Annotated in this window: 12 protein-coding genes; 6 read left to right on the forward strand and 6 right to left on the reverse strand. The window is 60.7% G+C overall.

The features are described 5' to 3' along the window. Positions 1 to 65 precede the first annotated feature (65 nt). Positions 66 to 794, reverse strand: coding sequence for a pyrimidine utilization regulatory protein R (rutR, locus tag JOE33_RS09200; RefSeq protein ID WP_025991114.1), 729 nt, complete (start codon positions 792 to 794; stop codon positions 66 to 68). 293 nt (positions 795 to 1087) lie between these two features. Between rutR and rutA the strand changes: the two genes are divergently transcribed. From rutA to JOE33_RS09230, 6 genes are all read left to right on the forward strand, one after another. Further along, positions 1088 to 2170 carry a pyrimidine utilization protein A gene (gene rutA, locus JOE33_RS09205; RefSeq protein ID WP_010437657.1) on the forward strand — a complete coding sequence of 361 codons (1083 nt, stop codon included), beginning with the start codon at positions 1088 to 1090 and terminating at the stop codon, positions 2168 to 2170. Next, entirely contained in the window at positions 2170 to 2907 is a 738-nt protein-coding gene (rutB, locus tag JOE33_RS09210; protein WP_010437658.1) for a pyrimidine utilization protein B, read from the forward strand. The genes rutA and rutB overlap by 1 nt, the downstream gene beginning before the upstream one ends. Positions 2908 to 2917: 10 nt before the next feature. After that, on the forward strand, positions 2918 to 3301 hold the full coding sequence (gene rutC / locus JOE33_RS09215) for a pyrimidine utilization protein C (protein ID WP_003317005.1): 384 nt from the start codon (positions 2918 to 2920) through the stop codon (positions 3299 to 3301). Between the two features lie 41 nt (positions 3302 to 3342). Beyond that, positions 3343 to 4122 (forward strand): pyrimidine utilization protein D, encoded by a 780-nt coding sequence (gene rutD, locus JOE33_RS09220; RefSeq protein ID WP_010437660.1) that lies wholly within the window; start codon positions 3343 to 3345, stop codon positions 4120 to 4122. Between the two features lie 13 nt (positions 4123 to 4135). Further along, positions 4136 to 4672, forward strand: a complete 537-nt coding sequence (gene rutF, locus JOE33_RS09225; RefSeq protein ID WP_096102778.1) for an NADH-dependent FMN reductase RutF — start codon at positions 4136 to 4138, stop codon at positions 4670 to 4672. Between the two features lie 228 nt (positions 4673 to 4900). Then, on the forward strand, positions 4901 to 6082 hold the full coding sequence (locus JOE33_RS09230) for an HD-GYP domain-containing protein (RefSeq protein ID WP_187625162.1): 1182 nt from the start codon (positions 4901 to 4903) through the stop codon (positions 6080 to 6082). Positions 6083 to 6106: 24 nt separating this feature from the next. On the opposite strand, the gene JOE33_RS09235 is transcribed toward JOE33_RS09230, so the two are convergent. The 5 genes from JOE33_RS09235 to JOE33_RS09255 all read right to left on the reverse strand — a co-directional run bounded on the left by JOE33_RS09235 (position 6107) and on the right by JOE33_RS09255 (position 15169). Beyond that, entirely contained in the window at positions 6107 to 8836 is a 2730-nt protein-coding gene (locus JOE33_RS09235; protein ID WP_187625163.1) for a LuxR C-terminal-related transcriptional regulator, read from the reverse strand. A 209-nt stretch (positions 8837 to 9045) separates the two neighbouring features. Further along, positions 9046 to 10410 carry a DUF1329 domain-containing protein gene (locus JOE33_RS09240; protein ID WP_032615946.1) on the reverse strand — a complete coding sequence of 455 codons (1365 nt, stop codon included), beginning with the start codon at positions 10408 to 10410 and terminating at the stop codon, positions 9046 to 9048. Positions 10411 to 10438: 28 nt separating this feature from the next. Then, positions 10439 to 12376, reverse strand: a complete 1938-nt coding sequence (locus tag JOE33_RS09245) for a DUF1302 domain-containing protein (RefSeq protein WP_004406890.1) — start codon at positions 12374 to 12376, stop codon at positions 10439 to 10441. A 309-nt stretch (positions 12377 to 12685) separates the two neighbouring features. After that, a complete protein-coding gene (locus JOE33_RS09250) occupies positions 12686 to 14368 on the reverse strand; it encodes a fatty acid--CoA ligase (RefSeq protein WP_187625165.1) in 1683 nt (560 codons plus the stop codon). 168 nt (positions 14369 to 14536) lie between these two features. Beyond that, on the reverse strand, positions 14537 to 15169 hold the full coding sequence (locus JOE33_RS09255) for a LysE family transporter (RefSeq protein WP_032615892.1): 633 nt from the start codon (positions 15167 to 15169) through the stop codon (positions 14537 to 14539). Between the last annotated feature and the right edge of the window lie 153 nt (positions 15170 to 15322).

The raw sequence follows: 15322 nt of genomic DNA on the forward strand, positions 1-15322 counted from the left end.
GGTTTGTGCAGGATGCCCGCGCACTGCGCGGGCAGAGTGCGCGGGTCAGGTGCGGGGAAGCCCATTCACGCCTTGCGCGGCAGGATCCCGTCCAGAACCATGCTGCGCAGGCTCGCCAGCACCTCTTCGAAAAACGCCGGATCATCCAGCGTCTTGCCGGTCACGGCCTCGACCTGAGTGCGGAAGTCGGCGTAATGCTGGGTGGTCGCCCACAGGGTGAAAATCAGGTGGTGCGGGTTGACGGGGGCCAACTGGCCGCTGTCGATCCAATGCTGAATCACCGCCACCTTGGCCTGCACCGTGTCACGCAACGGGTGCTGCAACTCGCCCTGAATCAGCGGTGCGCCCTGCATCACTTCCATGCAGAACAACCGGGACTCGGCCGGGTGATCGCGGGACATCTCCAGCTTGGCCTTGATGTAGGCGCTGATCGCCTGCACCGGCTCCTTGTCGGCGGTGAAGTGCACCAGCGGGCTCAGCCATACCTCGAGCAACTGGCGCAGCACATTCAGGTACAGGTCGTCCTTGCTGCTGAAGTAATACAGCAGGTTGGTCTTGGAGACGTCCGCCAGGCTCGCCACCTGATCCAGGCTGCTGCCGTGCACGCCATAGCGGGAAAATATCTCCAGCGCCGCATCGAGAATCAGCGTGCGCTTGCCTTCCATCAGGCGCATGCGCCGCTTCAGGGACGTCGCACTGGGTTCGCGGGTCGTCTTGACCACGGTCTCTGGCTTGGCCTTGCGCACGCGCTTGTTCGCCGGGTCAGCCAGGGGAGGTTTCTTGTTCACGCACATCCATCCAGTGATGCCGAAATGAGCGGGCATCTTAACGGGCGCAGCTGTTTTGTCGATACGGATGGCCTGCGCCGTCAACGCTGCCCCATCTGCGTGCGCCTTGCACAAACCAAGTGCTCTGATTCAGACCAAATGGTCTGAAACAAACGATAAAAACTTTCAAGCCTTTGAATAAAAACAACAAAAATTTTTGGCCCGCTTAATGCAGAAGATGATTGAGAGACGATTGAAAGACGATTCAAGTGCCGCCAGTCGCGCTTTGGCACGCATCGACCCACGCAGAGAGGCCTCATATGGACATTGGTATCTTCATCCCCATCGGCAATAACGGCTGGCTGATTTCCAGCAATGCTCCGCAATACATGCCGACCTTCGAGCTGAACAAACAGATCGTGCAGAAGGCCGAGGGCTACGGCTTCGACTTTGCGCTGTCGATGATCAAGTTGCGTGGCTTCGGCGGCAAGACGCAGTTCTGGGAACACAACCTGGAGTCTTTCACGCTGATGGCCGGCCTGGCCGCAGTCACCAGCCGGATCCAGTTGTTCGCCACCGTTGCCACCCTGACCATCCCGCCGGCCATCGCCGCGCGCATGGCCTCGACCATCGACTCGATCTCCAATGGCCGCTTCGGGATCAACCTCGTCACCGGCTGGCAGAAGCCGGAATACGAGCAGATGGGGCTGTGGCCGGGCGACGAGTTCTTCCATACCCGCTACGAATATCTCGCCGAATACGCTCAGGTGCTGCGCGATCTGTGGGCCACTGGCAGCAGCGACTTCAAGGGCGAACATTTCAGCATGCAGGACTGCCGCGTCAGTCCTCGCCCACAGGGCGACATGAAGCTGATCTGCGCCGGTCAGAGTGAAGCGGGCATGGCGTTCTCGGCGCAATACGCCGACTACAACTTCTGCTTCGGCAAAGGCGTCAACACACCCACGGCCTTTGCGCCGACCGCACAGAAACTGATCGAAGCCAACGAAAAGACCGGCCGCAACGTCACCTCCTGCGTGCTGTTCATGATCATCGCCGACGATACCGACGAAGCCGCACGGGCTCGCTGGGAGCACATCAAGGACGGTGCCGATGAGGAAGCCATCGCGTGGCTGAGCGAAAAAGGTTCGGCGGATAAAAGTGCCGGTTCCAACCTGCGGCAGATGGCCGACCCGACCTCAGCGGTAAACATCAACATGGGCACGCTGGTGGGGTCGTGGGCCACGGTGGCGAGAATGCTCGACGAGGTTGCCAGTGTGCCGGGGACTCAAGGCGTGATGCTCACGTTCGATGATTTCGTCAAAGGGGTCGAAGATTTCGGCGAGAAGATCCAGCCATTGATGACCAGCCGCAAGCACATTGCGCAGCTCAAGGAGGTGGTCTGATGACGACCTCAGCAACCGTCGCAGGCGTTGACCTGCCGGACGTGCAACCCGCCCGCGAGCTACCCGCCCGTCCCGAACCGCTGCGCATGAAACCCGGCGAAACCGCGCTGGTGGTGGTCGACATGCAGAACGCCTACGCATCGCTCGGCGGGTATCTGGATCTCGCCGGGTTCGATGTCAGCAGCACCGGGCCGGTCATCGCCAATATCAACAAGGCCTGTGCCGCCGCACGTGCAGCAGGTATTCCGGTGATCTTTTTCCAGAATGGCTGGGACCCGGCCTATGTCGAGGCCGGTGGTCCCGGCTCACCGAACTGGCACAAGTCCAACGCTCTGAAAACCATGCGCAAGCGCCCGGAGCTCGAAGGGCAATTGCTCGCCAAGGGTGGTTGGGACTACCAGTTGGTCGACGAACTGACGCCGCAGCCTGGCGACATCGTGGTGCCGAAAATCCGCTACAGCGGCTTCTTCAATTCCAGCTTCGACAGCGTGCTGCGCAGCCGCGGCATTCGCAACCTGGTGTTCACCGGCATCGCCACCAATGTCTGTGTCGAGTCGACCCTGCGCGACGGTTTTCACCTGGAATATTTCGGCGTGGTGCTGGCTGACGCGACCCATCAGGCAGGCCCCGAATTCGCTCAGCAAGCCGCGCTGTTCAACATCGAAACCTTCTTTGGCTGGGTTTCCAGCGTCGATGACTTCTGCACCACTTTCAGCCCTGTCGGGCAACCTTCGTGAGGACACCAGCATGACCAAGAAAGCGATCATCCCTGCCGGCACCAGCAAACCCATCGCGCCGTTCGTACCGGGCTCAATGGCCGACGGCGTGCTCTATGTCTCGGGGACGCTGCCGTTCGACAAGGATAACAACGTGGTACACGTCGGCGACGCCACCGCGCAGACCCGCCACGTGCTGGAAGCCATCAAAAGCGTGGTCGAGACTGCGGGCGGGACGATGGACGATGTCACGTTCAACATGATCATGATTCGTGACTGGGCCGACTACGCCAAGGTCAACGAAGTGTATGCCGAGTATTTCGCGGGCGAGAAACCGGCCCGTTACTGCATCCAGTGCGGCCTGGTCAAACCCGAGGCGCTGATCGAAATCGCCAGCATCGCCCACATCGGCTGAATCGCGACTGTGGGCAGTTGATGCCCACCCGGAGAAAACCCATGTTCCATGAGTTTCATGCCTGCCAGCATGCCGATGCACCGACCCTGGTGCTCAGCTCCGGGTTGGGCGGGTCTGGCCGTTACTGGGCGGATGACCTGGCAGTGCTGACCCGCGACTACCGCGTACTCGTCTATGACCATGCCGGAAGCGGACGCAGCCCTGCGGTGCTGCCGGCGGATTATTCAATCCGGCACATGGCTATCGAGTTGCTGGCCCTGCTCGATTCACTCGATATCCAGCGCTGCCATTTCATGGGCCATGCACTGGGCGGCCTGGTGGGTCTGGAACTGGCCCTGCTGCGACCGGAGCTGCTGCAAAGCCAGGTACTGATCAATGCCTGGAGCAGTCCGAATCCGCACAGCGCGCGCTGCTTTTCAGTGCGCAAAAAACTGCTGCTGAACAGCGGACCGGAGGCCTACGTGCAAGCCCAGGCGCTGTTCCTCTACCCGGCGGACTGGATCGCCGCCAACGGCCCGCGACTGGCCGACGACGAAGCCCATGCTCTGGCGCACTTTCCCGACACCGACAACCTGCTGCGGCGCATCCATGCGCTGGAAACCTTCGACGTGGAGGCCGATCTTTCACGCATCCACACCCCGACCCTGCTGATTGCCAACCGCGACGACATGCTGGTGCCGTGGCAGCAATCCCGGCACCTGGCCAACGCTCTGCCCAATGCAACGCTGGTGCTGCTGGACTATGGCGGCCATGCCTCGAACATTACCGATCCACTGCCCTTCCAGCGCGCCCTGCTCGCTTTTCTCAGTATTCACCCCTGAAAGGACTCATCCCATGCCTGCCTCTACTGCAACTCACGCCATTCCGCCCATCACTGCTGTCAGCCAGCTGGCGTTTCGCGATGCGATGTCCAGCCTTGCAGCCGCCGTCAACATCATCACCACCGACGGCCCTGGCGGACGCGCCGGCTTTACCGCGACCGCGGTGTGCAGCGTGACGGATCAACCGCCGACACTGCTGGTCTGTATCAACCGCAGTGCGTCGGTGTATGACACCTTCATCGAGAACGGCACATTGTGCGTCAACACGCTGGGCAACGGTCAGCAAGACTTGTCCAACCTGTTTGGCGGCAAGAGCTCACAGCAGGAGCGCTTTGCCTGCGGCCAGTGGGAAACCGGAGTGACCGGCGCGCCGATCCTCGACACTGCCAGACTGTCGCTCGACTGCAAGGTGAGCCAGTCGGTCAGCGTCGGCACGCATGACATTCTGTTCTGCGAGGTGGTGGATATCAGGCGTCAGGACGGCGCAGACGCACTGGTGTACTTCGCCCGTGGCTATCATCACCTGCCGGTCGAAACGCCAATGGCCTGAAGGTTTTGCCGGCTGACTGGCGGATTTGCGGAATGGAATAAATAGACATGATTTTTTATGACAGCTCCGTATACTGGCATTTTGAGATTAGGATGATCCTTGCAGTCCACGAGGTGAAGTCATGTCGATCAATAGCGCCTGCATTCTGCTGATACCCGCCAGCAGTCCATCGGATGCTCGTCGCGCTTACCCGCCGCCTGCCATGCCTAAGCACGCAGGTGGCTGAGCATGCTGAAAAAGATACCTGTGGCCGATCTTGCCCTGGGCATGTACATCCACAAAATCTGCCGCCGCTGGACCAATGATCCATTCTGGATAGGCCTGGTCGAAGTTGTACTCGATGACGTTGAAGTGCTTGAGCGCATTCAGCAATCGGGCACCAAAGAAGTCTGGATCGAAACCGGCAAAAGCCGTGTCCTGGCCCCCCAGCCCTTAGCACCATCGGCCAGCGACGATACAACTCCGGCCAGTCTCGAAAAGGAAATCCTGCGCGCCACGGTGATCTGCGGGCGGGCCAGAGATGCGGTCATGTCCATGTTTACCGAAGCGCGCATGGGCCGGGCCATGGATATCGACAATGTGCAGTTGCTGGTGGAGGAAATCTCCAACTCGATTCTGCGCCATCCGCACGCGCTGATCAGCCTGTCACGCCTGAAGACGTCCGACGAATACACCTACATGCATTCGGTGGCGGTCTGCGCGTTGATGGTTGCGCTGGCCAAACGCATGGGCATGCCTGACGATCAGGTGCGTGAGGCGGGCGTGGCCGGGCTGATGCACGATATCGGCAAAATGCTGATTGCCCCGGCGGTGCTCAACAAGCCGGGTCGCCTCACACGTGGAGAATACGAGCTCATGAAGGCCCACCCCGAACTGGGCGTGAAGATCCTCATGAAGACACAGCCCGTTGCGGCGTCGGTTATCGACGTCTGCCTGCATCACCATGAAAAGGTCGACGGCTCGGGCTACCCGCACGGCCTGAAAGGCGACCAGATCAGTATCTTTGCGCGCATGGGCGCGGTGTGCGATGTGTATGACGCGATAACCTCCGACCGCCCTTACAAAAAGGGCTGGGGTGTTGCCCATTCGATTCGCGAAATGGCGTCGTGGAAGGGGCACTTTGACGATGTGGTCTTTCAAAGCTTCGTCAAGACCGTGGGTATTTACCCGATCGGCACACTGGTACGCCTGGAAAGCGGGCGCCTCGGCGTGGTGGTCGAACAAGGTCAGGCGTCGCTGCTGAAACCGAAAGTGAAGGTTTTCATGTCCGCGCGCACCGGCAAGACGTTCGCCGCGCAAGTCATCGACCTGGCTTGCTCTTCCGACCCGGACGGGATCATAAGAATCGAAAAACCCACCGACTGGGGACTGGAAGAAGTCGATACGCTGTGGGCGGGCAGTCCGGCCTGAGTGGCCCGGTAAACGCCAGCGTCGTCAACCCAGCAAGCCCAGTGTCTTGGCCCTCGCCACCGCTTGAGTACGGCGCTCGACCCCCAGCTTGCTGTTGATGTGGCTGGCGTGGGTCTTGACGGTGTGCAGGGAGATGAACAGCTGCTCGCTGATTTCCTGATTGGAACAGCCCTGTGCAATCAATTGCAACACGCCCAGTTCGCGCACGCTGAGGCAATCACTGCCATGTGCCGGCTCGGGCGACGGCGTGCAACAGGCCGGGAGCTTTTCCAGCAATGCAGCTCGAACCCGGCAGGGTGGCAGTTGCAGAAGTTGCTCATGCAGCCACTGGGGGTGCTCGGCAAGCAGCACCTTGAAGGGTATCAATGCACCACCGGAGGCTGCGGGCAGGCTGCGCAGCAACAATGCCCGCGCCTCGTCGCATCGCGCCTGGCTCAGCAGCAAGCCGATCTGCTGGGTCATGGCGATCAGTCCAAGCAGTTTCGCCCCCACCTCATGAGCGTGCCGTTCGAGTCCCTGCAGGCGCTGCTCGCAGGCAACGCCGTCACCCTGCAGTCGCTCGAGTACGGCACGCTGCAATTCTATGTGTTGCGGCAGTTGTGGATGGCACTCGGGAGCCGCAGCGCCGAGACCGCCGTTGTAGGTCTGCGTCAGGCGCAGCAGCCAGGCTTCGGCAAGGTCCATGCGCCCCTGTAACAGCCACAGCTCGCATTTGACCAGGGTAATCATCGCCAGGTAGTAGATCGGCGGCACGTCCCAGATGTGCATCAGACGTTCGGCTTCGGCGAGTTCGGCGAAGGCTTCGGCAAACCGGCCGGAGCAACCTTCCAGGGTGGCGATCACACAGTGACCGATCAGCACGCTGATGTCGCGACAGGCGCGTGCCTCGGCCAGACCGGCCAGCAATAACGCCCGCCCCTCGTCCACCTGCAGGCGCAGGGTCAGCAGGTAGCCTTCATACAGCGTCAGACGCGCGCGGACCGCGTACAGCCGAACGGTGGACAAACCTTTGAGGCGTTGTTGCCCTTGCCGCACCTCCTCAAGCGCGCGCAGAATTTCGCCACGTGCCTGCAGGACTCTGGCACGGTCGTAATGCGCCAGCGCCTCGAACAGCGGATTGGCGACCCGCTGAGCCAGTTCCAGCGCATCGCGATTCAACACGCGGGCGCGCCATAGATCACCGTTGGCAACCGCGAGATTGGCCAGTGTCGAGAGGCACAGTAGCCGCTGGCCATAGCGTTTTTCCGGCAGGCTCAGCAGGGCTTCGGTGCAGTAGCGCTGAGTCTTTTCACTGTCTCCGCGACCGCGGGCGATGATGCCGCTGAGCGCCAGCCATTGGGCAAGCATGGATTTCTGAGCGGTTGCCGAGGGCGCCGGCAGAAACCGGCTCAGTTGATTGGCCAGCTCTTCAGCGGCATCCAGCTGGCAGGCCAGCCCCAGCGCCCAGGCGTAGAGCACGATCAGGCGGGGTGTACTGGTCAGCAGGTCATCCGGCAAATCCATCTTCCAGCGCAGCAGCATGCCGACATTCTGTTCGGCCAGCAGCTGTTCTTCGGAGAGGTTCTGCACCAGATTGGCTGCTACATCCAGGTGCCCGGCGCGCAACGCCTGCTCGACCGCTTCGTCCAGTTGGCCCTGAGCGCTGAACCAGCGGCAGGCATTGAGGTGCAGGCGGGTCGGTGGTGCACCGGTCGCCTGACGAGCGCGCAACAGATCGGAAAACAGGTGGTGGTAGCGAAACCAGTGGCCCTGCTCGTCCAGCGGCACCAGAAAGACCTGATGCGCCTGCAGATAACGCAGCATCTCTGCGCTGTCGTGACAATCCCGCGCGGCATTGCACAGCTCGGCGCAAAAGCGTTCCAGGCAGGCGGTGTCGTAGAGAAACGCCTGAACATCGGCAGGCAGGCAGTCGATCACTTCTTCAAGCAGGTACTCGCGAATCAGCACCTCACTGCCGCGCAGTGCCTGGGGCAAGGCGCTTTCATCACCGGCTTCGGACGCCGCCAGCAACCAGAAGCGCAGCCCGGCGACCCAGCCTTCACTGCGCTGAATCAGGCTTTGCAACGCCTCGCTGTCGAGCGAGCCGCTGTGCCGGTCCAGCACTGCCATGGATTCGGCGTGCGTGAGGCGCAGGTCCTGTTCGTTGATTTCCAGTAACTGCCGCGTCAGACGCAAACGTGCCAGATGCCAGTCCGGGCGCTGGCGGCTGGTCACTATGACCACCAGCCCGGCCGGCAGATGATTGAGAAGGAATTGCAGGCAGCGATCGAGTACCGGCCCCTGGGCCAGATGATAGTCATCGAGCACCAGCAACAGCGGCTTGCTCAGCATCAGGTGCATGGCCAGTTCGTCGAGCAGACTGTCGAGCCACTCCTCGAAGGCAAACGGCTGGTGGCGCTGGCGCATCTTCAGCAGGCCCATCGCCTGCGCGCCCAGGTGCGGGAAGAACTGTTGAAGGCTGACCAGCAAACGCTCGAGAAAACGGCCCGGGTCGCTGTCCCGCGCGCTCAGCCCCAGCCATACGTTTTGCCAGTTGTCCGGCAACCCCTGACAGAACTCGACGGCCAGCGAACTCTTGCCGAACCCGGCCGGGGCGCAGACCAGCAGCAGCCGGCCGCCCAGCCCTGCATCGAGACGCTGACACAGGCGCGAACGGGGAACATAACCCTCAGGGAGAGGTGGACGGAAAAATCGCCCTTCCAACGCAGGAATCGCGCCGTCTGCAAACCCTTGCATTCGGGACAGATCAGTCATGGCCGGCTCGTGTGGGAATCGTTGTTTCGGCATCGCGGTGTTCGGAGACTAGCGGGTAAATCGCTACTTTTGAAAGGTCATCACCGAAAAGACTGTAACAAAATTCCTACAGCTTATAAGGCCGCTTCCCACACCTGAAAAAGCCCCGATCAAGGGGCTTTTCAGGCGCACAGTGCAGGCGCTGATCTACAGCGTGTATCGGTCAGGTATCAACGAACACCTTCCTGACGCAGCGCGTTGGGGGTGAAGTCGCTGGTGCCGGCCGTGAAGCCGAACTCGTAGGCTTTCTTCTCTTCGTTCTTCATGCCCAGCGCCACATAGCGACCCGATTGCAGGTCGTACAGCGTTTCTACCGCGTACCACGGCACTTGCTTGTCGTAGTAGTTTTCCGAGTGCGCCTCGGCCACGCGCCACAGCTGACCACGCCCGTCGTAATGGTCGATGACGGCGGCCTGCCAGGTGTCTTCATCGATGAAGAAGTCACGCTTGGCATAGATATGACGCTGCCCCTCCTTGAGGGTGGCCGTCACGTGCCAGACGCGGCGCAGTTCGTAGCGGGTCAGGTCCTGGTTGATATGGCCAGCCTTGATGATGTCGGCATACTTGAGCGTCGGATCGTCGAGTTTGTGGCTGTTGGAGGCGATGTACATTTCCTGCTTGCCGATCAGTTTCCAGTCATAGCGATCCGGCGCACCGTTGTACATGTCGAGGTTATCGGAAGTGCGCAGCCCGTCGGACGCGGTACCCGGCCCGTCGTAGGACACCTGCGGCGCACGCCGCACGCGGCGCTGACCGGCGTTGTACAGCCACGCCGAGCGCGGTTCCTTCACTTGATCGAGGGTTTCATGCACCAGCAGCACGCCACCGGCCAGACGCGCCGGGGCGGTGACTTCCTGCTTGAAGTAGAACAGTACATTGCCCGGATTTTTCGGGTCGAAATCCCTCATCTTGTCGCGAAACACGAACTGATCGGAGAAATACACCAGGCTGTAGGAACCGTTGGGCTGTGGCGTGGCCTGGGTGACCAGACGCTTGACGCTGCCGCCCCGGTAGCGGGTGATGTGATTCCAGATGACCTCGACGCCGCTGGCCGGGATCGGGAACGGGATGGCCGTGTCGAAGTTTTCCAGGCCGCTGCCGCCACCGACCAGCTTGGTGGTGGTGGCATTCTTTTTGATCGCGGCGAACACGTCATCCGGCACGGTAGCACCGCGATGGGTCGGATAAACCGGAATGCGGTAGCTGTCCGGGTAGCGCTTGAACATCGCGTATTGACCCGGAGCCAGCTTGTCCTTGTACTGCTCGACATTGGCTGCGGTGATGATGAACAGCGGTTTTTCACTGGCGTACGGGTTGGCAAGGAAACCCTTGCTGTCCACCGCCCCGGCGTTTTTCGGCATCGGGCTCCAGGCAGGAATGGTGTTGGCCGCATTACCGGACTTTTCCGCGCCCATCGGCGTCAGCGAGGTGCCCAGCTTTGCCGCTTCGGACTCGGAAACTGCAGCCATCACACCCGTCGCCAGCAGCGACATACCCAGAACACCGGCCTGCAACAGACTTTTTGTTATTTTCATGTTCATCGTCATCCTGAAAACCATGTTCTTAGAAGTTCATGCCGAAGCTCAGCGCCACGAAGTCCCGGTCATCGACCGTGGTGTACTTGCCATCAAAGAAGTTGGTGTAGGAAAGGTTCGCGGTGTAGGTGTTCTGGTACTCGGCATCGAGCCCCAGGCTGACAGCCTTGCGCCCCTCTTCGAAGTTGCCGCCAGGGCCGGGTGAATAGCCTTTGACGTCATGCGACCAGGCCACGCTCGGCTTGAGGTTGACCCCGGCAAACACACTGTTGTAATCCCAGATGGCGCGGGCGCGGTAGCCCCACGAGTTGGCGGTGGTGAAGCCGTCGTCTTCGCAATAGCGGGTCAGGTTGTTCTGCTCGGCACCGGTCAGCGTGCCGGCGTTCAACGTTGCGCATTGACCGCCAGGCAGCGGCCCAGGGCCGTACACCGGATCGCGGCCGTAACGGATTTTCGAGGTGCTTTCGAGCCCGCCCACGTGAGTCCAGCCCACTTCACCGACCACCGTCAGACGCTCTGCGCCCATGACCTGATCGAAGAACTGGGTGAACGTGGTCTGCATCTGGGTAATTTCTTTGCGGCGATAACCGGCTTGATCCGTATTCGGCTGCCCGCTGAGTAGCGACACGTTGGGGTTGAGCGGCGAAATCCCCGAATAGAGGATGTCGGTGGTATTGACCTGAATCGGTGCGTTGGGGCGGTAGCTGATCTCGCCGCTCCATGCCGTGCCGGTGGGCAGCGTAGTCGAGAAGCTCAGGCCGTACAGACGAATGTCTTCGGGGTATTCGACGTAGTAACTGGAGTTGCCTGCCACTACCACCGGCAGCAGGCTGGGGGCCAGCGCGGCGGCAGTGCTGGCAGGAATGCCGTTGCGAACCAGCGAACCGACCAGCCCTTGCGGACTGAACGATGCAGCCGACCCACCGCGCCCGCTGAAAATCGGTGCCCGGCTGTGGTAATTCATCATGTACGCGCCGAACTCGGTGTCCAGCGGCTCGAAGTTGTAACGCAAGGCGAAACCGAACTGACCGCTGTCACGCGCATCGCGGTCAGGGCCCCGGCGCACCACCGCGCCCTCATCCGGGTTGCCGAACACTACGCCCTGCTGCGACAGCGAATTGAACACCGCACCCCGCGCGCCAGCTGGCAAACCGGCCGCCGTCAGCGAGCTGTTCAGGCCGCTGCGACTGCGCAATACCGCCAGGTTGTTGTTGCAGCCATCGGCAATCACATCGGGTTGCGAGAAGAAGGTGCCGCAGTTGTCGACCACCGTCTGGTCCCATTCCAGCTGGTAGAAACCTTCGGCAGACAGGTTGTCGGTCAGGCTCTGGGACAGGTAGAACATGTTGACCGGAATCAGGCCTTCCTTGATTTCCGAACCAGGTCGCCGGAAGGCCGAGACATCGACCGGGTTGACGCTGTTGATGCCGCCCTGAATGAAGGTACTTTCACCCCAACTGATGACCTGCTTGCCGAAGCGCACCGCGCCCGGCTGATCGGCAATCGAATAGTTGTGATAGACGAAAGCGTCGAGCAGCTGGAACCCGGACGACTTGGCGCCCTCCTTGCGGCCCGAGTCGCTGATGTCCTTGAACTCGCGGTTTTCATCCTTGAGCTCGAAGTCGTACCAGTATTTGCCGCGCAGGAAAACGCCGGTATCGCCGTACTTCAATTCCAGATCATGAATGCCCTTGAAGATCTTCGAAAACGTCTCCCCACGCTTGAAGTTCAAGTGACCGTCATCGGACGTCTGCGACAGGCCCCGCCCGCCGTTGTTGGCGCCGATCAGGTTCTTGTTGGGATTGGCAGTCGACCAGCTCGCGCCCACCGACAGCGACGAGTCGAAACTGCCTTCGATCTCGCCGACGTTGAAGGTTACGGCAAAGGCCGGGCCGGCGAGCGAAGAGGCAAGGCTGACAGCCAGAGGCAGCCTGGCCCGACGCCAGAAGGGGGATGTGCTTGTCATCGACGCTACTCCTTGTGTTTTATTGTTATGGCGGTGGGGAAATCCAGAAACGAATCAGTCATCGAATCAACACACACGCCAGGTCCGTTCTTGCCATTCCCGGTGCTGACTATAGCCAGCACGCTCTGACGCTAGATCCCTCTAAAGTGTGATTTGCACGACCAACGCCTCTGGACCGCCCGTTTCCGGGAAGCCGCCAAAAAACATGTGGCGGGGAGGATGGCGTAATTTGCAAATTTGGCAAGTCACAGAGCAGGACCTGCAGCGCAGACACGTGCCGTCGCCGACGGATACGGCACGCCCAAGGTGTCAGAGGGTCGAGAGAAAGGCACTGTTGCTGCTTTGCCACTCCACGATGTCCAGGCGCATGCGTTTCTTGTCCAGCTTGCCTACGCTGGTCTTGGGAATTTCGGTAACAAGCGCGATCTGGCTGGGAATGGCCCACTTACTGAGGTGACCTTGCTCGACAAAGGGTTTGAGGTGTTCCTTCAAACCCTTGGCGTCGAGCTGGTGGTCATCACGGATCACCAGCAAGGCAAACGGTCGTTCACCCCATTGCGGATCGGCGATGCCGACCACTGCCACTTCGCGCACTGCCGGATGGCGACTGCACAAATCTTCGAGTTCCAGGGAAGACACCCATTCGCCACCGGTCTTGATCACGTCCTTGATACGGTCGCGAATATCGATGAAACCCATGCCGTCCAGCGTCGCCACATCGCCGGTGTGCAGCCAGCCGCCGGCCCACAACTCGGCGCCTTTTTCGGGCTCGCGAAAGTAGCTTCCGGTCAGCCAGGGCGCACGCAACACCAGCTCCCCTTGAGTTTCGCCGTCGGCCGGGAGGAAGTTGCCTTGTTGATCGATGATGGCGGCTTCCACCAGCATCCCCGGCACGCCGGCCTTGATCCGGTAGGTGATGCGCTCGTCTTCACTGCCCGCTTTCAACTCTTCATTGATGTGCGCTACGGATATGAGCGGTCCGGTTTCAGACATGCCGTAGGCGGCAGTAAGCTGGATGCCACGGGATTTGGCGGCCTGGTACAGGCTGCGAGTCAGGGAGCTGCCGCCAATGATGATCTTCCAGCCGCCGAAATCGACGTCCTGGGCAGACTTGGCGTTCAGCAGCATTTGCAGAATGGTCGGCACACAATGGGAGAAGGTGACTTTCTCCCTGCGCCAGAGCTCCACCAGCAGCTCGGGCTCGTAGCGGCCGGGATACACCTGTTTCAGACCGAGCATGGTTGCCGCGTAGGGAATGCCCCAAGCGTGCACGTGAAACATCGGCGTGATCGGCATGTAGACGTCATCGGTGCCCAGCAGCCGGGTGCTGTCGATACAACCCATGATGGTCGCCACGCCCATGGTGTGCAGCACCAGTTGGCGGTGGGTGAAATACACCCCCTTGGGGTTGCCTGTGGTGCCGGTGGTGTAAAACGTGGTGGCGACCGAGTTTTCGTCGAAATCCTCGAACACGTATTCAGGGCTGGCCGCCGCCAGCAAGGTCTCGTACTCGCCCACAAGATTAGGCAGATCGGCGGTCTTGTCTGGCAGGTCGGTCAGAAGCAGGGTCTTTTCGACAGTGTTCAGGTGTCCGGACATGGCCTGGTACAGCGCCGTGAACTCGCTGTTCACCAGCACCAGACGGTCATCGGCGTGGTTGATGGTGTAGGCGATCTGCTCTGGAGAAAGCCGCACATTGACGGTGTGGATGACCGCGCCGATCATCGGGATTGCGAACATGCATTCCAGATAACGGTGGCTGTCCCAGTCCATCACTGCCACGGTGTCGCCGGCTTTCACCCCCGCCGCCGTCAGTACGTTGGCCAGGCGACAGATGCGTTCGTTGAGGGTCGCGTAGGTGTAGCGGACCGAATCACGGTAGATGATTTCGCGCGTCTTTTCATAACGACCGCCCGACAACAGCAGGCGCTTGATCAACAGAGGGCACTGATAAGCGCCATCGGCGGGCGCAAGAACGCGAGTCTGTAACATATGAAGCCCTTTTCAAAGTCCATAGGCGTGCTGAAAATATGCACTCTAGGGCTTCCGGCTGCCAGTGAAATCAGTAAAAGGGATGATTTGCCGAGACGCCCCGCGCTGTCTGCAAGGGGCGTCCGGACTGCTGCGTACGCTCGGTGATAGGCGTCCTGACTTCAGCGTTCAACGGACCTCGGTCAGTGCCAGTTTGATGCCCAGCGCGATCAGCACGCCGCCCATGGCCCGGTCGAACCAGTGCCCCATGCGCGCGAATCCTGCGCGCACCCGGGGCTGGCTGAACAGTCGCGCCACCAGACAGAACCACGCTGCCGTCGCCACTGCGAGGTACACGCCGTAACCGCCCTGCACCAATAACGGCGTGTGTGGATTGATCACCACGGTGAAGAGCGAGAGGAAGAACAGCGTCGCCTTGGGATTCAGGCCATTGGTGACAAAACCGCTGATGTAGGCACCGCGCGCCGTGCGCTCGCCGGGAGTGGCCTTGATGGCGGCCTCCCCTGCCGCGACTGCCGGTTTGGCGCGCAACGCCTTGATGCCGATGTACAGCAGATACGCAGCGGCTGCCCATTTCAGCGCGTTGAACAGCACGATGGACTGGGAAACGATAATTCCGATCCCCAGCAGCGAATAGCCCACATGCAGGAAGATCGCCGAGCCGACGCCCAACGCCGCCCAGGTCCCAGCCTTGCGCCCATGGGTCACGCTTTCACGCACCACCACCGCGAAATCCGGACCAGGACTGGCAACCGCCAGCAGGTGAATAAGCGCAACGGTAAGAAATTCTGCCAAATACATGTGGGACCTCCTGGAGAATTGATATCTGACCCGGCAGATTACGCTGTCTGATGTCCTCGCAACAGGTGCCGACATTGATGCGACGCAGAGCGTCGAGAACTGCATCAGTGCGGAACGATCATCTCGATTATCGTGCGACGCTCCGCGTCGCAT

This window comes from Pseudomonas sp. PvP027, from assembly GCF_017833005.1.
Classification (GTDB): Bacteria; Pseudomonadota; Gammaproteobacteria; order Pseudomonadales; family Pseudomonadaceae; genus Aquipseudomonas; species Aquipseudomonas congelans.

Bases quoted from the DNA above. Each gene is read 5' to 3' on its own strand.
- JOE33_RS09250 (WP_187625165.1), bottom strand. From the start codon at position 14,368: ATGTTACAGACTCGCGTTCTTGCGCCCGCCGATGGCGCTTATCAGTGC.
- JOE33_RS09255 (WP_032615892.1), bottom strand. From the start codon at position 15,169: ATGTATTTGGCAGAATTTCTTACCGTTGCGCTTATTCACCTGCTGGCG.
- rutF (WP_096102778.1), top strand. From the start codon at position 4,136: ATGCCTGCCTCTACTGCAACTCACGCCATTCCGCCCATCACTGCTGTC.
- rutB (WP_010437658.1), top strand. From the start codon at position 2,170: ATGACGACCTCAGCAACCGTCGCAGGCGTTGACCTGCCGGACGTGCAA.
- JOE33_RS09245 (WP_004406890.1), bottom strand. From the start codon at position 12,376: ATGACAAGCACATCCCCCTTCTGGCGTCGGGCCAGGCTGCCTCTGGCT.
- JOE33_RS09235 (WP_187625163.1), bottom strand. From the start codon at position 8,836: ATGACTGATCTGTCCCGAATGCAAGGGTTTGCAGACGGCGCGATTCCT.
- rutR (WP_025991114.1), bottom strand. From the start codon at position 794: ATGTGCGTGAACAAGAAACCTCCCCTGGCTGACCCGGCGAACAAGCGC.
- rutC (WP_003317005.1), top strand. From the start codon at position 2,918: ATGACCAAGAAAGCGATCATCCCTGCCGGCACCAGCAAACCCATCGCG.
- rutA (WP_010437657.1), top strand. From the start codon at position 1,088: ATGGACATTGGTATCTTCATCCCCATCGGCAATAACGGCTGGCTGATT.
- JOE33_RS09230 (WP_187625162.1), top strand. From the start codon at position 4,901: ATGCTGAAAAAGATACCTGTGGCCGATCTTGCCCTGGGCATGTACATC.
- rutD (WP_010437660.1), top strand. From the start codon at position 3,343: ATGTTCCATGAGTTTCATGCCTGCCAGCATGCCGATGCACCGACCCTG.
- JOE33_RS09240 (WP_032615946.1), bottom strand. From the start codon at position 10,410: ATGAAAATAACAAAAAGTCTGTTGCAGGCCGGTGTTCTGGGTATGTCG.